At 41.6% G+C, this 16,187-nt stretch carries 11 protein-coding genes and 1 tRNA gene; 6 read left to right on the plus strand and 6 right to left on the minus strand.

Features of this window, described 5'->3' with window-relative positions:
* Position 1 precedes the first annotated feature (1 nt).
* Entirely contained in the window at positions 2–445 is a 444-nt protein-coding gene (locus Q0058_RS14290; protein WP_298225208.1) for a MarR family transcriptional regulator, read from the minus strand.
* Positions 446–615: 170 nt separating this feature from the next.
* A complete protein-coding gene (locus Q0058_RS14295) occupies positions 616–2,397 on the minus strand; it encodes a long-chain fatty acid--CoA ligase (protein WP_298225128.1) in 1,782 nt (593 codons plus the stop codon).
* Between the two features lie 108 nt (positions 2,398–2,505).
* Here Q0058_RS14295 and Q0058_RS14300 point away from each other — a divergent pair, with 108 nt between their 5' ends.
* Together Q0058_RS14300 and Q0058_RS14305 are read left to right on the plus strand one after the other, a co-directional pair.
* Positions 2,506–4,437, plus strand: coding sequence for an LTA synthase family protein (locus tag Q0058_RS14300; protein WP_298225129.1), 1,932 nt, complete (start codon positions 2,506–2,508; stop codon positions 4,435–4,437).
* A 10-nt stretch (positions 4,438–4,447) separates the two neighbouring features.
* Positions 4,448–5,035, plus strand: a complete 588-nt coding sequence (locus Q0058_RS14305; protein WP_298225131.1) for a dual specificity protein phosphatase family protein — start codon at positions 4,448–4,450, stop codon at positions 5,033–5,035.
* A 175-nt stretch (positions 5,036–5,210) separates the two neighbouring features.
* Here Q0058_RS14305 and Q0058_RS14310 read toward each other — a convergent pair whose 3' ends face one another.
* The 4 genes from Q0058_RS14310 to Q0058_RS14325 form a co-directional block, all read right to left on the minus strand.
* Positions 5,211–5,855, minus strand: coding sequence for a DUF3667 domain-containing protein (locus Q0058_RS14310; protein ID WP_298225133.1), 645 nt, complete (start codon positions 5,853–5,855; stop codon positions 5,211–5,213).
* Positions 5,856–5,860: 5 nt separating this feature from the next.
* Complete coding sequence (locus tag Q0058_RS14315; protein WP_298225135.1) at positions 5,861–8,242, minus strand: M14 family zinc carboxypeptidase; 2,382 nt, start codon at positions 8,240–8,242, stop codon at positions 5,861–5,863.
* Between the two features lie 40 nt (positions 8,243–8,282).
* Positions 8,283–11,939: a phosphoribosylformylglycinamidine synthase gene (purL, locus tag Q0058_RS14320; RefSeq protein ID WP_298225137.1), complete on the minus strand. Its 3,657-nt coding sequence runs from the start codon at positions 11,937–11,939 to the stop codon at positions 8,283–8,285.
* 86 nt (positions 11,940–12,025) lie between these two features.
* Entirely contained in the window at positions 12,026–13,630 is a 1,605-nt protein-coding gene (locus tag Q0058_RS14325) for a hypothetical protein (RefSeq protein WP_298225139.1), read from the minus strand.
* 143 nt (positions 13,631–13,773) lie between these two features.
* On the opposite strand from Q0058_RS14325, the gene Q0058_RS14330 reads away from it, so the two are divergent.
* From Q0058_RS14330 to Q0058_RS14345, 4 genes are all read left to right on the plus strand, one after another.
* Complete coding sequence (locus tag Q0058_RS14330) at positions 13,774–14,205, plus strand: PaaI family thioesterase (RefSeq protein WP_298225140.1); 432 nt, start codon at positions 13,774–13,776, stop codon at positions 14,203–14,205.
* Positions 14,202–15,275, plus strand: a complete 1,074-nt coding sequence (locus Q0058_RS14335; RefSeq protein ID WP_298225141.1) for a chorismate-binding protein — start codon at positions 14,202–14,204, stop codon at positions 15,273–15,275. The genes Q0058_RS14330 and Q0058_RS14335 overlap by 4 nt, the downstream gene beginning before the upstream one ends.
* Before the next feature lie 23 nt (positions 15,276–15,298).
* Complete coding sequence (gene bshB1 / locus Q0058_RS14340; protein ID WP_298225142.1) at positions 15,299–16,015, plus strand: bacillithiol biosynthesis deacetylase BshB1; 717 nt, start codon at positions 15,299–15,301, stop codon at positions 16,013–16,015.
* A 62-nt stretch (positions 16,016–16,077) separates the two neighbouring features.
* Positions 16,078–16,151: transfer RNA gene (locus Q0058_RS14345), tRNA-His, on the plus strand.
* Positions 16,152–16,187: the final 36 nt, after the last annotated feature.

A 16,187-nucleotide genomic window follows, 5' to 3' on the forward strand; every position in this document is an offset into this window, starting at 1 on the left:
TTTATTTTTCTTGGTTAAATATGTTTTTTTCCTGAATCAGTTCGTTGATGGTTTCCGAGACTTCCATAAAATGCAGTAGTTTTTCTTCGGAGATGTTCTTGCGGATGGTTTCGTTGAATTTTAAAACGGTCGTTCTCGACAGTTCTCTTTTTTCCTTTCCGAATTCCGTGAGGTAAATCAATACGCCGCGGCCATCGTTCGGATTTTTCTTTCTGATAATCAAACCTCTGTCTTCCATTGATTTTAATGTTCTTGTAAGGCTTGTAGCTTCCATGCCCATTTTCGGACCTAAAGTTGTCGATGGCGTTCCGTCTTCTTTGTCTAAACTCAACAGTGCAAATCCAGTGGCCATCGTAGCGTCGTATTTGGCGGCTTCTTCGTTATACATTCTTGCTACGGCTTGCCAGGTCGCGCGAAGTACATAATCTATCGTTTTGTCTTTCATATAAATGCGATCAGAAAACCAAAGATAAATAAAAATACTATGCATGCATAATAAATTTGAATTATTTTTGCGTTAATTTATTGTCATAAAAAAACTCCCCGGAATTCGAGGAGTTTTCAGAAAAATATTTTGTCTTTGATTAAAATATCAAAGGTATGGGAAGCGCTTATTTAAGAAGTTTCGCCATAAATTTGTTTATAAAGCGGCAGGTATTTTTCCATCACAATTTTTCTTTTGAGCTTTAAGGTCGGTGTGAGATGGCCGCTTTCAATCGACCAGACATCGGGGGTCAGTTCAAAGCGCTTGATTTTTTCCCAATTGCCGAATTTCTCGTTGAGCGTATCAACTTCTTCCTGAATCCGTTCAATAACTTTTGGATTGGCAATGATTTCTTGGTTGGTAGTTCCAATCTCGATGTTGTGTATTTTCGCCCATTCTTTCAGAAAATCAAAACTAGGTTGAATGAAAGCGGCCGGCATTTTCTGACCGTCGCCAATGACCATAATCTGTTCGATGAAACGCGATTGCTTCATCGTATTTTCAATGAGTTGAGGCGCGATGTATTTTCCACCCGAAGTCTTAAACATTTCCTTTTTGCGGTCGGTGATTTTGAGAAAGCCGTCCTTGTCGATTTCGCCGATATCTCCAGTGTGGAAGTAACCATTTTGCAAAGCTTCAGCTGTTTTTTCTTCGTCTTTGTAATAACCCATCATCACGTTCGGGCCTTTGCACAAAATTTCGCCATCGGAAGCGATTTTGACTTCAACATGATTGATGACTTTGCCGACCGTTCCGATTCTGAAACCGTGATCTTTATAACAATTCACGGAAATTACCGGAGAAGTTTCAGTAAGTCCGTAGCCTTCCATCACGGGCATTTCTGCGGCGGCGAAGATTCGGATCAATCTTGGTTGTAATGCCGCGCTTCCTGAAACCATCACGTTTAAGTTGCCGCCCAAACCTTCTTTCCATTTACTGAAAATGAGTTTTCTGGCGATGTTCAACTGGAATTCATACCAAAATCCCTTGGCTTCATACGGTTCGTATTTCAAACCCAAATCAATCGCCCAAAAGAAAAGCCATTTTTTGATGCCTGAAAGTTCGGTGCCTTTGGCGTAAATCTTATCGTAAACTTTTTCCAAAAGTCTTGGAACTACTGAGAAAACGGTGGGTTTGACTTCTTTGATGTTATCAGATAATTTGTCAATCGATTCTGCGAAATAAATCGAAACGGAGTAATATTGGTAGATGTATAAAATGACGCGTTCGAAAATATGGCAAATCGGAAGGAAACTCAACGCAACACTCGTGCTTTCCTCAAAAGGAATTCTCGGCGAAGAATCAATCACATTCGATACGATATTTTGATGTGAAAGCATCACGCCTTTTGGTTTTCCAGTAGTTCCTGAAGTATAAATAATCGTCGCTAAATCTTCCGCTTTGACGTTGTCTTTTCGTTCTTCAACATCAGGTTGGTTGGCTTGGTCTTTACCTAGTTCGAGCAATTCTTTCCAGTTTTTGCAACCCGGAATTTCATTAAACGAATACACTTCTTTCAAATGTATCAGTTTATGTCGCACCAAGTTGAGCTTGCGCAACACTTCCTCATCGGAAACAAAACAATATTGCGCTTCGCAATGGTTCAGGATGTATTCGTAATCGTCTTCAGAAATCGTCGGATAAATTGGAACATTCTGAGCGCCAATTTGTAACACGCCGATATCCATGATGTTCCATTCGGTGCGGTTGTTCGACGAAATGACGGCGATTTTAGTATCTTTCACTACATTCATTCGCAACAAAGCGCGTGAAATCGTATTCGACAAATCGATGTATTCCTGAGTCGAGGTTTTGACCCAAACGCCATTTTGTTTGGTCACAAGCGCCGCCGGAATGTTGTTTTTTTGAAGCTGGTAGTAAGGGAAATCGAATAAGCGGGTGATAGTGTTCATTTTGGGCGTCATTAGTCCACGCAAATTAAACAATTTTTATTTAATTTAACTCGCTGTTACCGCTTGGTTGTTAATTTATTTGATAATTTTGGCTCATAAATTTTACATATGCTCAAACATTTGCGTTTAAACGAATATAAAGTACTGCTTTACAGAATTTTGTTGGCGTATATTTTTTACTTCTTTGCCAGCGTCCTGTTTTATGTTTTCAATGCCGGTTTGCTCAAAGTGGAATCTTTCGGTGATTTCGTAGCCTTGTGCTATTATGGCTTGCCGTTCGATACTACGGCGATTTTATACGTTAATGTATTGTTCATAGTATTGTCGATTTTACCGTTTAAGAAAAACACTGCGCCGGGTTATCAGAAGTTTCTGTTCTACCTTTATTTTGCGATGAATTTGCTGGCGTATGCGACGAATTTTGTGGATTTCATTTATTATAGATTCACTTACGCAAGAACCACGACCGCGGTGATGAATGTCATTGAGCATGAAGTAAATCTGAGCAAACTATTTTTCAGTTTTCTCATTGATTTTTGGTACATTTTCTTGCTCTATTTTGTATTTGCTGTAGTATGGATTTGGGCCTATAAAAAAGTAGAAGTCAAAGTTGAAAAACCAGAAAAAAACTTAGCTTATTTCGGCTTTTCAATCGTCGGTTTTTTATTCGTTGCATTGATGATTATCGGCGGCATCCGAGGAGGCGATTTCAAAAAAGCAACACGCCCGATCAATCTGTTAGACGCGAGCCGTCATGTGAAGAATATCGTGCATTCGGATATCGTATTAAACACTCCTTTCGCGATTATCCGCACACTGTTCAGTAATAGTTTCATCAAAACGGACTATCCTGAAGTCAACAATCAGGTAATTCTCGAAAAGGTGATTCCGATTAAGCAATATCATAATCATCCGCCAACCAAACCGAATGTGGTCGTGATGATTCTCGAAAGCAACGGACGCGAATATTATGGTGCTTTCAACAAAAAATCGAACATCAAAGATTTCAAATCGCACACACCGTTTCTGGATTCACTTGCGCAGCACAGTTTGATTTTCACCAATGCTTACACCAACGGACGCCAGTCAATTCACGGAATGTCTTCGATTTTAGCGGGAATTCCATCGTTTAAAGATGCATTCACTTCATCGCCTTATCCGAAGCAAAAAATTGAATCGATTGTTTCGACTTTGGAAGGCGAAGGTTACAAAACGTCTTTCTTTCACGGCGCGGCCAATGGTTCGATGGGATTTTTAGGATTCGCCAATATTCTGGGCATCGATAAGTATTACGGAAGAACTGAGTTTAATGACGATTCCGAGTTCGACGGTTTCTGGGGCATTTGGGACGAACCGTTTTTGCAATACATGAAGCACACGCTTGACAAAGAAAGAACGCCGTTTTTCTCGTCAATCTTTACTGTTTCTTCGCATGAACCGTACAATATTCCGGCGAAATACAAGAAAAGGTTTCACGAAGGTGATGTGCCGATTCACAAATGCATTGAATATACCGATTATTCTTTGAAGCGGTTTTTTACCGAAGCGAAGAAATCACCGTGGTTCAACAATACGATTTTTGTTTTGGTTGCCGATCACGGAAACACCACATTTTATAAGGAATACAGCCGACCGATTGAGCGTTTTGCGATTCCGATCATCATCTACAAACCCAACAGCGAATACGTTGGCGTCGATGAAGATTTGGCGCAACAAATTGATATTTATCCGACAATCCTTGACATGATCGGTTATCAGAAGCCTTTCAGAAGTTGGGGCAGAAGTTTGCTCGACAAGAAAACACAGGAACCTTTTGTGATCAATTCTACGGGAAGTTTGTATCAGTTTTCGAAAGGCAATTACATCTGCATTTTCGACGGTAAAAAATCGCTTGGCTTTTACGACAAGGATGATAAGGCGTTATTGAACAACCTGATCGCGTACAGAAATGCTGACATGAACGACCTTGAATTGCGTTGCAAAGCATTCATTCAGGATTATATGGAACGTGTCGTAGATCAGAAATTGGCGACACATTAATTAAAACATTATGAAAAAGAACCTCAAAATAGTTGGATTTGTTTTGCTCGCGGTAGTTTTAATTTTCGCCGGGAAATATGTGTATGACATGAACATCAACCACAATTTCGAAACGATTACTGAAGGAAAAGTGTATAAGTCTGGAGTTATTCCACCTGATGAAATTAAGGATTACGTGAACAAATACCACATCAAATCGATTGTGGATTTGCGTTTTCCCGGAACCGCCGATTTGATCAACAATCCTGAAATTCCCGCTGAATTGACCGCTGAAAAGGAAGCGGTGGCTAAAATTCCCGGTGTCAATTATTTCAACAACGGCTCGGATCAGGTTCCGAAACAGGAAAACTTAGATAGCTTTTTCAAAATCATGGACAATCCAGACAATTATCCGGTTTTGATTCATTGCTATCATGGCGTTGGGCGTGCTGAAATGTACTCGGCAATTTACCGCATCGAATATGAAAATTTTTCAAACGAAGAAGCCCGTAAAAATGTGCGCGCGATGATCAAATGGAGTTCGTTTGACGATGGCACACCCAAAGGCGAATATTTGAAAGCATACAAAAGCAGAAAGCAAACAAAAACAAACCCATAAATTTGTGTGCTACGTTTTTTATTCATAGAGACTCCTGATTTTATTGGGAGTTTTTTTATATGTTGATGTAAAATTTATTGCCACCGTGAGTCAGTTTGTAGATGATGGCGCCGAAAATTAAAGACAGAATCAATAACACCAGAATGTAAAATACGACGATGCGCCACAAAAATCCCTAAAAAGAATAAAGGTTTTTTGTCGCATTGTAATACGTCCAGATCGGAAACAAAAACATCATAAAGAACACAACGATTTCCAGGTAACCGATCCAATCAGGCATATCAAAGGTTTCGATAAAGTTGACCAAACCAAACACGATACTCATCATCAGAATTCCCAACAAAGAAATGCCGCCCATAATAAAATGCTCGGCAAGATTGAGTTTCAGTCTTCTGAAGATCAAAAATGCGACCATGCCCAATAGCGGAACAATACTCAACAAAATGGTCTTGAGGTTGCTTCTGAAAAATTCCGACACTTGTGGTGTGTTATCAATCTGTTCTTCTTGGACAGGATTGACGTTTTCATAAAAATGACTTAACAACAGATTCAAACCTATAATCAGCAGCGCCAGATAAAACACATTGTAGTATCGGATGCGTTTCCCGTGAATGTAATCCAAAGCGGCTTGGCCTGGGCGTACGAACGTTTCTTTAATCGTGAACAGTATTCCTTTCTCAAGATGCCAAATGCCGTGTAACAAATCGTGTAGAAAAAAATGCTTCAGCGTGATGCGGTGCGTGTCGGTTTTTTGCCCGCAATCCGAACAATAATCGCCGTGGGTTTGGGCATTACAATTCTGGCAGATTCCTTGTTTCATGGCTGTTAATTCTTATAAAACTTCTGTGTTTCTACAAAGCCGTTCGATTTCAATTCCACAAAATACAAACCTGAAGTCAAGGTTTTTATATCGAGATTCTGGAAACCATCGTTGTTCTTGCTCGAATAAACCAACTGCCCAACTAAATTGAATATCCTAATGCTGTAATCATTATGCGTAGTGCTGATATTCAACACCGCATTAGTCGGATTAGGGTAAATACTAAAAGGTGAAACCACATTGTTCGTAGTAGCCAAAACCGAATTCTGCAACAGGTTTACTTTGAAATCATCGAAATAAAAACCGTCGAGATTCGTGCCGACATCTGTCGATAAACGGAATCTTACCTTGATGGTTTGTCCCGCATAATCGCTCAGATTGATTTCTTCATTGACCCAATTTTCCTGCGTGCCGCTGTAGGCCGGAATCGTTCCTTCGGTAGCATTTGGCGTGTAGATTTTGGTGTATTTTCCGCATTGTTCCGTCCAGGTTACGCCGTTGTCTGTGGAGACTTCAAAAGCTACAAAGTCATAACCGGTTTCGAAATTCCATTTGGCAGCAAAAGAAACCGTAGCATTGGTTAAGCCCACTAAATTAATCGGATTGGTCAGCGTGATTCTTTTGTTTTGGCTGTTGGTATAATTTCCATTTGGAGAATCTGCTATTGATGTTGGCGGCGATACAAAGGCTCCGGTCGCAAGCCCCCAATTGGTGGTAGTCCAGGTTGGTAATAAAGCCGAACCTGTATCACTTATGATATTCTGTAATTGCCCGAATCTTTTGATGATGCGTTGGGTTTCGATGGTTTGGCCATTATCAATTACATAATCAAAAATAATCTCGTCATTACTCGCAGTTCCGCTGGCAAGACCAATTGCAATAGAAGCATTGACGCTATCGGAAACTTGCAAGCCAGAAACGGTAAATGGCGGGCCTACAGAAACGATGTTAGCCGAAACAGGATTGATGCTCACTGTGAAATTTCCATTGCCACCCAAACCCAGTTTAGTGAGTTCGAAATTCGCAGAAAAAATTGCAGTATTGCCAATGAATTGCGGTGAATTGTCTTTGAGCGAACCATATTCTCGAAGCAATTTTGCCGCTGTAATATTGGTAAACATCATTTTTTTGCAAAGTGGAAGAATGTCATCCGAAGCAGGCCAGAACGATTCCCCGATTTCAGGTGTAAATGCAAAGATTTTGTTGTGGTTCATCGTTTGTCCGTACATGAAATCGTCAGAATCTCCGGATGCTGCATAAAGTTCAGAAGCAATGATGTTACTCAGGTTGTTGTTCGATACCATGACTGAAGAAATCTTAACGAAATAATCATTGTCAGGACTTGGTACATTCACTTCATAACCATAAGGATACAACAACAAATCGCTGAAAGTATGCGCATTCAAAGCCACTTTGAAATTGTGGTTTTCTACAAAATACTGAATGGCTTTGGTTTCAGGTTCTGATATCGGAGCGGTTCCCGGATAAGTTTCGCCGTCGGTTGTGGCAGAAATACCAGTCGTATTCCAAACGCTTTGCCCAGCATCGCCATTGATCCAGTAATCGTAATTCCGGTTGTTGTCTACGCCGAAAGTTCCATCGCCAAAATCACGGCGGTTCTTACGCCACATGCCACCACCGTTAGGATTCGTAGTGTGGTTGTAGATATATCCGTCAGGATTGACCACCGGAATAAAATAGAGTTCCGTATTGTCAACGATGTTTTTAATCTCGTCATTCGTAGCATAATTCTCTAAAAGATACCACATGTAATAAATGGTTTCTGATAGCGAAATCGGCTCCCGCGCATGATGCACCGCCGTGTATAAAATCTGCGGACGCATATTGACGGATTCAGGGTTTTTGGTAATCTTCACCCATTGTAAAGCACGGCCTTCGGAAGTGAGGAAAGTACCGACATTATCTTTGGCTGTAATCAAATTGGGAAATTGTGCGTGCATGTCGTCAAGCTCCTGCAACATTTCCTCGTAAGTGAGGTAGCCGCCCATGGTGCCCAGATTAAAATTTGTTGGCGTTGGATAATCAATCGTAGAGGTAACACAATCGAAACCGGCATTGTCAATGTTTCTCAGTTGCGGTTTTTTTTTATCGTTTTGGTCGACGTAGAACTGCTGCACATCTTCCATTTCAATCTCGACTTTCAATCCTAAATTTCTAGCAATCTGGATTTCAGCCTCTGAAAAATCAGAAGTCAGCGAGTAGCCTTTCTTGTGCATTCCATGATCCATGGCAAGACCGACTTGTTCGAGTTTTTTGAAATTCTCGACCGTGTTGTAGATGATTTTCGCGCGGTGGTATTTTTGCGCAGCCGTTTGCGACCAAAGCGACAACTGGCTCAATAATAACACTATCAGTAACTTTTTCATGGATGATTTTTGCCCAAAAATACGATATTGGATCAAATAATTATTTTTTATTTTCAATCCACTCGCGGGCGTTTACAAACGCTTCAATCCACGGGGTTACTTCATCGTTGCGGTCTTTTGGGTAATGCGCCCAGTTCCACGAAAATGTCGAGCGTTCGATATGCGGCATCGTCACCAAATGCCTGCCCGTTTTGTCACAAAGCATTGCGATGTTGTAATGTGAGCCGTTCGGATTCGCCGGATAACCTTCATAACCATATTTTGCTACGACGTGGTATTCGTTTTCTTCATGTGCAAGGTCGAATTTACCTTCGCCATGCGACACCCAAACGCCCAAAGTGCTTCCGGCTAACGTAGATAACATCACAGAATTGTTTTCCTGCACTTTCACCGAAGTGAAAATACTTTCGTGTTTTCGGCTGTCGTTGTGTTTCATTTTGCCATGAATTTTATGCTCGGGATAAATGATGCCGAGTTCCATAAACAACTGGCAACCGTTGCAAATGCCGACTGATAAAGTGTCTTCGCGTCTGAAGAAATCTTCCAAAACCGTTTTGGCTTTTTCGTTATACAAAAACGCTCCGGCCCAACCTTTGGCGCTTCCAAGCACGTCGGAATTCGAGAATCCGCCAACGGCTCCGATGAATTGAATGTCTTTTAAATCTTCACGCCCGGAAATCAAATCGGTCATGTGCACATCTTTGACATCAAATCCGGCGAGATACATCGCATTGGCCATTTCGCGTTCGGAATTGCTGCCTTTTTCGCGGATGATTGCGGCTTTTGGCCGTGGTTTACTTGTGTTGAGTTCCGGTTTTTTTCCTGTGAAATGTGCTGGAAACAAGTATTGTAATTTTTGATTTTTATAATTCTCAAAACGCGCTTTAGCCATATTGTTTTGCGTTTGGTTTTGGTCGAGCAGGTAAGAGGTTTCGAACCAAAGATCGCGGTATTCTGAAATCGAGAAGTCATTTTCATTGATCATCAGCGAATCGGATTCCGTTACTTTTCCGATGTTGAAATATTCGATGTCGTGTTGTTTTAATTTCGCTTCAACAACAGCGTCATTTTTCGCTTGGATTACGATTCCAATATTTTCAGCAAACAAAATTTTGATAATATCTTTTTCAGTGAATTGATTGAAATCGAATGTCGCTCCGAGATTCACATCGGCAAAACACATTTCGAATAAAGTCGTAATCAGTCCGCCGCTTCCGATGTCATGACCTGCAAGGATTTGATTGTCGAGAATTAATGCTTGAATCGTATTGAAAGCGCGTTTAAAGAACTCAGCATCTTGGATGGTTGGCACTTCATTTCCAAGCTTATTCTGTGTCTGGGCAAACGAACTTCCGCCCAATTTAAAAGTGTCCTGCGACAAATTGATATAGTAAATCGAACCGCCGTCTTTCTGTAAAACAGGTTCGACGACTTTCATAATATCAGTGCAATTTCCACCCGCTGAAATGATGACCGTTCCAGGCGCAATCACCTCGTCATTCGGGTATTTCTGTTTCATCGACAGCGAATCTTTTCCGGTTGGGATGTTGATTCCTAAAGCAATCGCGAAATCGGAACAACCCTGAACGGCTTCATACAAACGCGCATCTTCGCCTACGTTTTTGCAGGCCCACATCCAGTTGGCGGAAAGTGAGATGCCCCGGATTCCGTCTTTAATCGGCGCCCAAATGATATTCGATAAGGCTTCACCAATCGCATTCCTGCTTCCTGCAACAGGATCGATCAAAGCTGCAATGGGAGCGTGGCCAATCGAGGTTGCGACGCCTTCTTTTCCTGCATAATCCAAAGCCATGACACCAACGTTGTTCAAAGGCAATTGTAAGGGGCCGGCGCATTGTTGTTTGGCGACTTTCCCACCGACACAACGGTCGACTTTATTGGTGAGCCAGTCTTTACAAGCAACCGCTTCAAGCTTTAAAACCTGCTGAATGTAATCGGTTAAATGTTCTTTAGAATAGGTGAGTGGTTCGTATTTTCTATTGACAGTCACGTCGTTCATGACAATTTTTGGGGAACTTCCGAACATTTCTGCAATCGCGAAATCCATCGGTTTAGCACCGGTGGTTTTGGATTCGAACGTAAAACGGTGCGAACCTCTAATATCGCCCACTTCATACATCGGGGAGCGTTCGCGGTCGGCAATTTTATGCAGCAAATCAACATCTTTTTGACCAATCACCAAGCCCATGCGTTCCTGCGATTCGTTGCCAATGATTTCTTTGGCCGATAAGGTCGGATCGCCAACCGGAAGTTTGTCTAAATCGATGAGACCGCCAGTTTCTTCGACGAGTTCCGACAAGCAGTTCAAATGCCCGCCTGCACCGTGATCGTGAATCGAAACAATCGGGTTGTGATCGCTTTCGACCAAGCCACGAATCGCATTGGCAGCACGTTTTTGCATTTCGGGATTAGAGCGTTGAATGGCGTTGAGTTCAATTCCGGAACTGAAAGCACCTGTGTCTGCTGAGGAAACTGCAGCGCCGCCCATGCCGATGCGGTAATTTTCTCCACCCAAAATCACGACTTTATCGCCAACTTTTGGTTTCTGTTTTATGGATTGCTCTAATTTTCCGTAGCCGATGCCGCCAGCTTGCATGATGACTTTATCGTAACCTAATTTTCGATTATTTTCTTCGTGTTCGAACGTTAAAATGGAACCGGTAATCAAAGGTTGCCCGAATTTATTTCCGAAATCGGAAGCGCCATTCGAGGCTTTGATCAGGATATCGAGCGGCGTTTGGTAGAGCCATTTTCTTTCGTTCATGCCTTTTTCCCACGGGCGATTGTTTTGCAATCTGGAATAAGCGGTCATATAAACGGCTGTTCCTGCTAATGGAAGTGAGCCTTGTCCTCCTGCTAAGCGGTCGCGAATTTCGCCGCCAGAACCGGTTGCCGCTCCGTTGAAAGGTTCGACAGTTGTTGGGAAATTGTGCGTTTCGGCTTTCAATGAAATTACCGAATCAAATTCCTTGAGCTCGTAGAAATCAGGTTTGTCGGCAGATTTAGGAGCGAATTGCTGCACTTTTGGGCCTTTGACAAAAGCAACATTGTCTTTGTAAGCCGAAACAATATCGTTGGGGTTTTCAGCCGAAGTTTTTTTGATGAGTTTGAATAGCGACGATTCTTTTTCTTGTCCGTCAATCACAAAAGTGCCGTTGAAAATCTTGTGTCGGCAATGTTCCGAATTGACTTGCGAGAAACCAAACACTTCGGAATCTGTCAGTTTGCGATTGATTTTTTGGGACAAATGATTTAAATAATCAACTTCTTCAGCACTTAATGACAATCCTTCTTTTTGGTTGTAAGCGGCAATGTCTTCAATCTCTAATATTGGTTCGGGTTTGATCTGAATTGTGAAAATGTCCTGATTCAATTCGGCGTATTGCTGTGAAAGCATCGGATCGAAATCAACCGCGTCCGCAGTTACTTTTTGGAATTCCTCAATCCTGAGAATACCGTCGATGCCCATGTTCTGTGTGATTTCAACGGCGTTGGTGCTCCAGGGCGTAATCATGGTGGCCCGTGGACCAACAAAAAAATCCGCGAGAACGGATTTTTCTATGAGATTGACGTTGCCAAAGAGCCAGTTTAATTTTGAGAGGGTTTCTGCCGAAAGTGCGTTTTGCGTCTGTACGGCAAAAACTGTAGTGCTTTCGTTTCCGAAGAAATGAATCATTGTAAAAGTATTAGTTGTGTTGTAGCTGCAAATTTAGGTTAAAAAACCGCAAACCGCAATCAACAGTTATCACGACTTTTAAACAATTATTCCGGAAAAGCGGCGCTTTGATAAGCTCCTAAATCGGGTGGATTCGAGGTGCGCAGATGGCCTAAAACATCGTTCGGAATGATGTAAAGTAGGCTTCCTTTTTGGTAAGCTCCGCCTTCGGGATCATCGCTGATGTTTAATTTGTTTCTATTGGCATCGAAGAATTTAGGGTCTTTGTTCCTTGTGTTTCCTAAGGTGTTATCTTCTCTGATAAAATCATATTCTGGATGGTTATACTGGAGTGAAGTGCCGGCATCTCTGAATTTGAATAAGCAATATTTTAATTCATATCTAAAAGGGAATTGAACAGGCGATTCCGAATCGTCGAATTTGTCTAAAAAGAATTCAATATTATTGCTTCCGTAAATGATGCAGTTGTAGAAATTGGCCTGAACCAACGAATAAGGAGTCTGATTGCCATTTTCGTCTTCATAATAATTGTTTAAATGCACGGCTAACTGTTTGGAGCTCGACCAATTGTTATTAAACGTACAATGTCTGAAATCATAACTGCCTCCAAATTCACACAATAAAGCGGTTTGTCCCGCTAAATTTACCACGAGATTTTTGGAATGATTCATTGTTGCGCTTTTGGCCAAAATACCAAAATTGGCGGAATTGTAGATTTGCGAATCTTCGATATCCAAAACACAATTGTCAACAAACAATCCAACGGTCGCATTTTTTACGGTTAAATGTTTGATTTTGTTGGCAATACTGCCTTCTCGCATCCAGATCGTTCCCCATTGTCCGGGCACATCTTCGTAAAGCGGTTCGAGACGGTCGCCTTCAAAAGTGACTTCGTTTAACAGCGGATTGTTATCGGGAGAAGCTGTACCGTTGACGTTCAAAGTACCGCCGGGTTGCACTAATATGCCTGAATCGGCGTGAAAATAAACACGCGCACCCGCATCAATGTTGAGGGTTTTTCCAATGGGAACTCCGGCATAACCATAAATCACATAAGGTTTGGTATTGGTGAAATGGAATTCGTCACCATTGACAGGATCGCTAGGATCGAGTTCGAAGCCGTTGATGCGCACTTCATCACCATTTTCATCAGTTCCCAGAAGCAGATTTTCTTGGATGCCATTACTATCGCGCTTCGGATATAAAAAATAAGCGTCTTTGATCAAAGTAACCAAATTGACTTTCTGTTGCAAACTTCCATTATCGAACAAAATATCATCGGTATACAGAAATTCGGTTGGATTGTTATTGGCGATATCAGCAATATCGGCGGTCGTTTCAATGAAAATATACAGGCTGTCTTTGGCGAGCAATTCTACATCGTTAAACACGCGTCCGTCACCAACGCCGTTTAGGTCGGCATCTTCACCGGTCAAACCGTCAATCATCATGCGGTATTTCGAATTCGTTTTTCCCAACTGGATTTTAGGAATTTTGATATCATCATTACTGCGGTTGTACACTTTTAAAGTATAAGTACTGGAGCCGATGTTGCTAAAAACGGTATCTAAGTAAACCGTATCTTTTGAAAAGCCCAAGTTTCCGGAACTCGCGACGGTATCAAAATCTTTACGGCACGAACTCAACGACACGATAAAAGCAATAAGAAACAGAGGAATAAGGTTGCGCATTATGATGGATTTTTTGTAAAAATAGGTTTTAATTTGAAAATGTGAAAATCAGAAGCTTTGAAAATTAATGTAACAACGTACAAAAAGTGAAATTAGTCTTTTTATCCATTTCATTATAGTTTAATTTTGCAAAAAAAATTGTTATGGCTATCGATAGAGAAAAAATGATTGCGATGTGTAACGCGTTTTCCAAAAATACGCTGATGGAAACCTTACAGATCGAATTTGTGGATGCGGGCGAAGATTTCCTGCAAGCAACGATGCCTGTGAATCCAAGAATCCACCAGCCAATGGGTTTGCTGCATGGCGGCGCGAGTGTGGCTTTGGCAGAAAGTGTCGGCAGCGCGGCTTCGATGTTGTTTGTGAACAATGAAGTGAGTGAAATTCGTGGCATCGAGATTTCCGCAAACCACCTCAAAGCCAAAAGAGACGGCATCGTTACCGGAACCGCGCGCATCGTTCATAAAGGCAGAAGCATTCATTTGTGGGAAATCAAAATCACCGATGAAAACGGCACACTGATTTCGCTTTGCAAACTCACCAACATGGTGTTGCCCAAAAGAAGATTGCAATGATCACTGACGATAGCGTAGTATTGTTCCAAAAAATGGAGGGACATTTCAGGCTGCAGTTGCCTTTTGCGGTTTATAACAAACCCAATGCGAAAAAGATTATTGGTGTTTTTCAGGATAATGATTTGCTTTATCGGATAGAAGATTTCACGGAAGTTGGTTTTGCTTTTGCTTCCTTCAACAGTGAAGAAATGATTTTAATTCCGGGCAATCAATCTCAAATTTTTACCACTGATTTTGAAGTCAAACAAGTTACAGATAACGTTAAAACCATCGAAGAAATTGAAGTTTCCGATGCAAAATCGGATTTTATGCTACTCGTTCAAAATGGCATTGATGCGATTCAAAACGGCGAATTCGCCAAAGTGGTTTTATCTCGAAAAGAGACTTTTTCATGTCCTGAATTTGATTTGGTTGCAACCTTTCAAAAACTGTTGCAAGCATACCCAACAGCCTTTACATATTGCTTTTTTCACCCGAAAGTAGGGTTGTGGCTGGGCGCTTTTTCAGAGCAGTTAATTCAGGTGAAACAAAAGAAGCTGCGCACGATGGCCGTTGCCGGTACGCAGGTTTATCAGGAAAACGTGATTTGGGAACCAAAAGAAAAAGCGGAACAGCAATTTGTGACGGATTTCATTACGGAAAGCCTTCATGGTTATGTGTCGGACACTAAAGTTTCTGAACCTTACACGATGAAAGCCGGAAATCTCGTCCATATCAAAACCGATATTGAAGCGGATTTGAACCATAGTTCCGATTTAAAAGAAGTCATCAAAATATTGCATCCAACACCCGCGGTTTGTGGTTTTCCGAAAGAAAATGCCAAAGCATTCATCCTAAATCAGGAAGGCTACGACCGGGAATTTTATTCAGGCTTTTTAGGTGAATTGAATCTTGACGTTGAAAAAAACGAAAACAGTACGGATTTGTACGTCAATTTGCGCTGCATGAAAATCGAAAATAATACGGTTAATTTGTACGTCGGTTGCGGTATTACCAAAGACAGTATTCCCGAAAAGGAATGGCAGGAAACGGTCAACAAATCCAAAACCATGAAACAAGTTTTGTATTAATTATCAATTATCAATTATCAATTATGAAATTAGATATTCTCGCCTTTGGAGCGCATCCTGACGATGTAGAATTGGGTTGTGGCGGTACGATAGCCAAAGAAGTAGCGTTGGGAAAAAAAGTCGGTATCATCGATCTTACCCGCGGCGAATTGGGCACGCGTGGTTCTGCGGAAATCCGCGATCAGGAATCGGCGGCGGCTGCGAAATTATTGGGCGTATCGGTTAGAGAAAACCTCAATATGCGCGACGGGTTTTTTATCAATGATGAGGAACATCAGTTGGCCATCATCAGAATGATACGGAAATATCAGCCTGAAATTGTTTTGTGCAATGCCATTGAAGACCGTCATATCGATCACGGCAAAGGAAGCCGGTTGGTTTCGGATGCTTGTTTTCTTTCGGGGCTCACAAAGGTTGAAACCAGTTATGATGGCGGAGTTCAAAAAGCCTGGCGTCCGAAATTGGTGTATCATTATATGCAATGGAAAAATATAGAACCTGATTTTGTAGTCGATATTACGGGATATAATGATCAGCGGATTGCTGCCATTTTAGCTTATAGTTCCCAATTTTACGATCCGAACAGCAAAGAACCTCAAACGCCAATCGCCACAAAAAATTTCCTGGAGAGCCTCAATTATCGCGCTCAGGATTTAGGAAGATTGACCGGTGTTGATTATGCCGAAGGATTCACTGTAGAAAGGTATTTGGCGGTCAATAGCTTAGCAGATTTAAAATAATTTTTCGCAAATTTTCTTTGTAAAATAAAACTTTTGCAATACATTTGCCCTCGTCAAAAATGGTGGTTGTAGCTCAGCTGGTTAGAGTATTGGTTTGTGGTGCCGAGGGTCGCCGGTTCGAGCCCGGTCAGCCACCCATTAGGTAAAAGCTTCTAGGAAACTAGGAGCTTTT

Source organism: Flavobacterium sp., from assembly GCF_027484705.1.
GTDB lineage: Bacteria > Bacteroidota > Bacteroidia > Flavobacteriales > Flavobacteriaceae > Flavobacterium.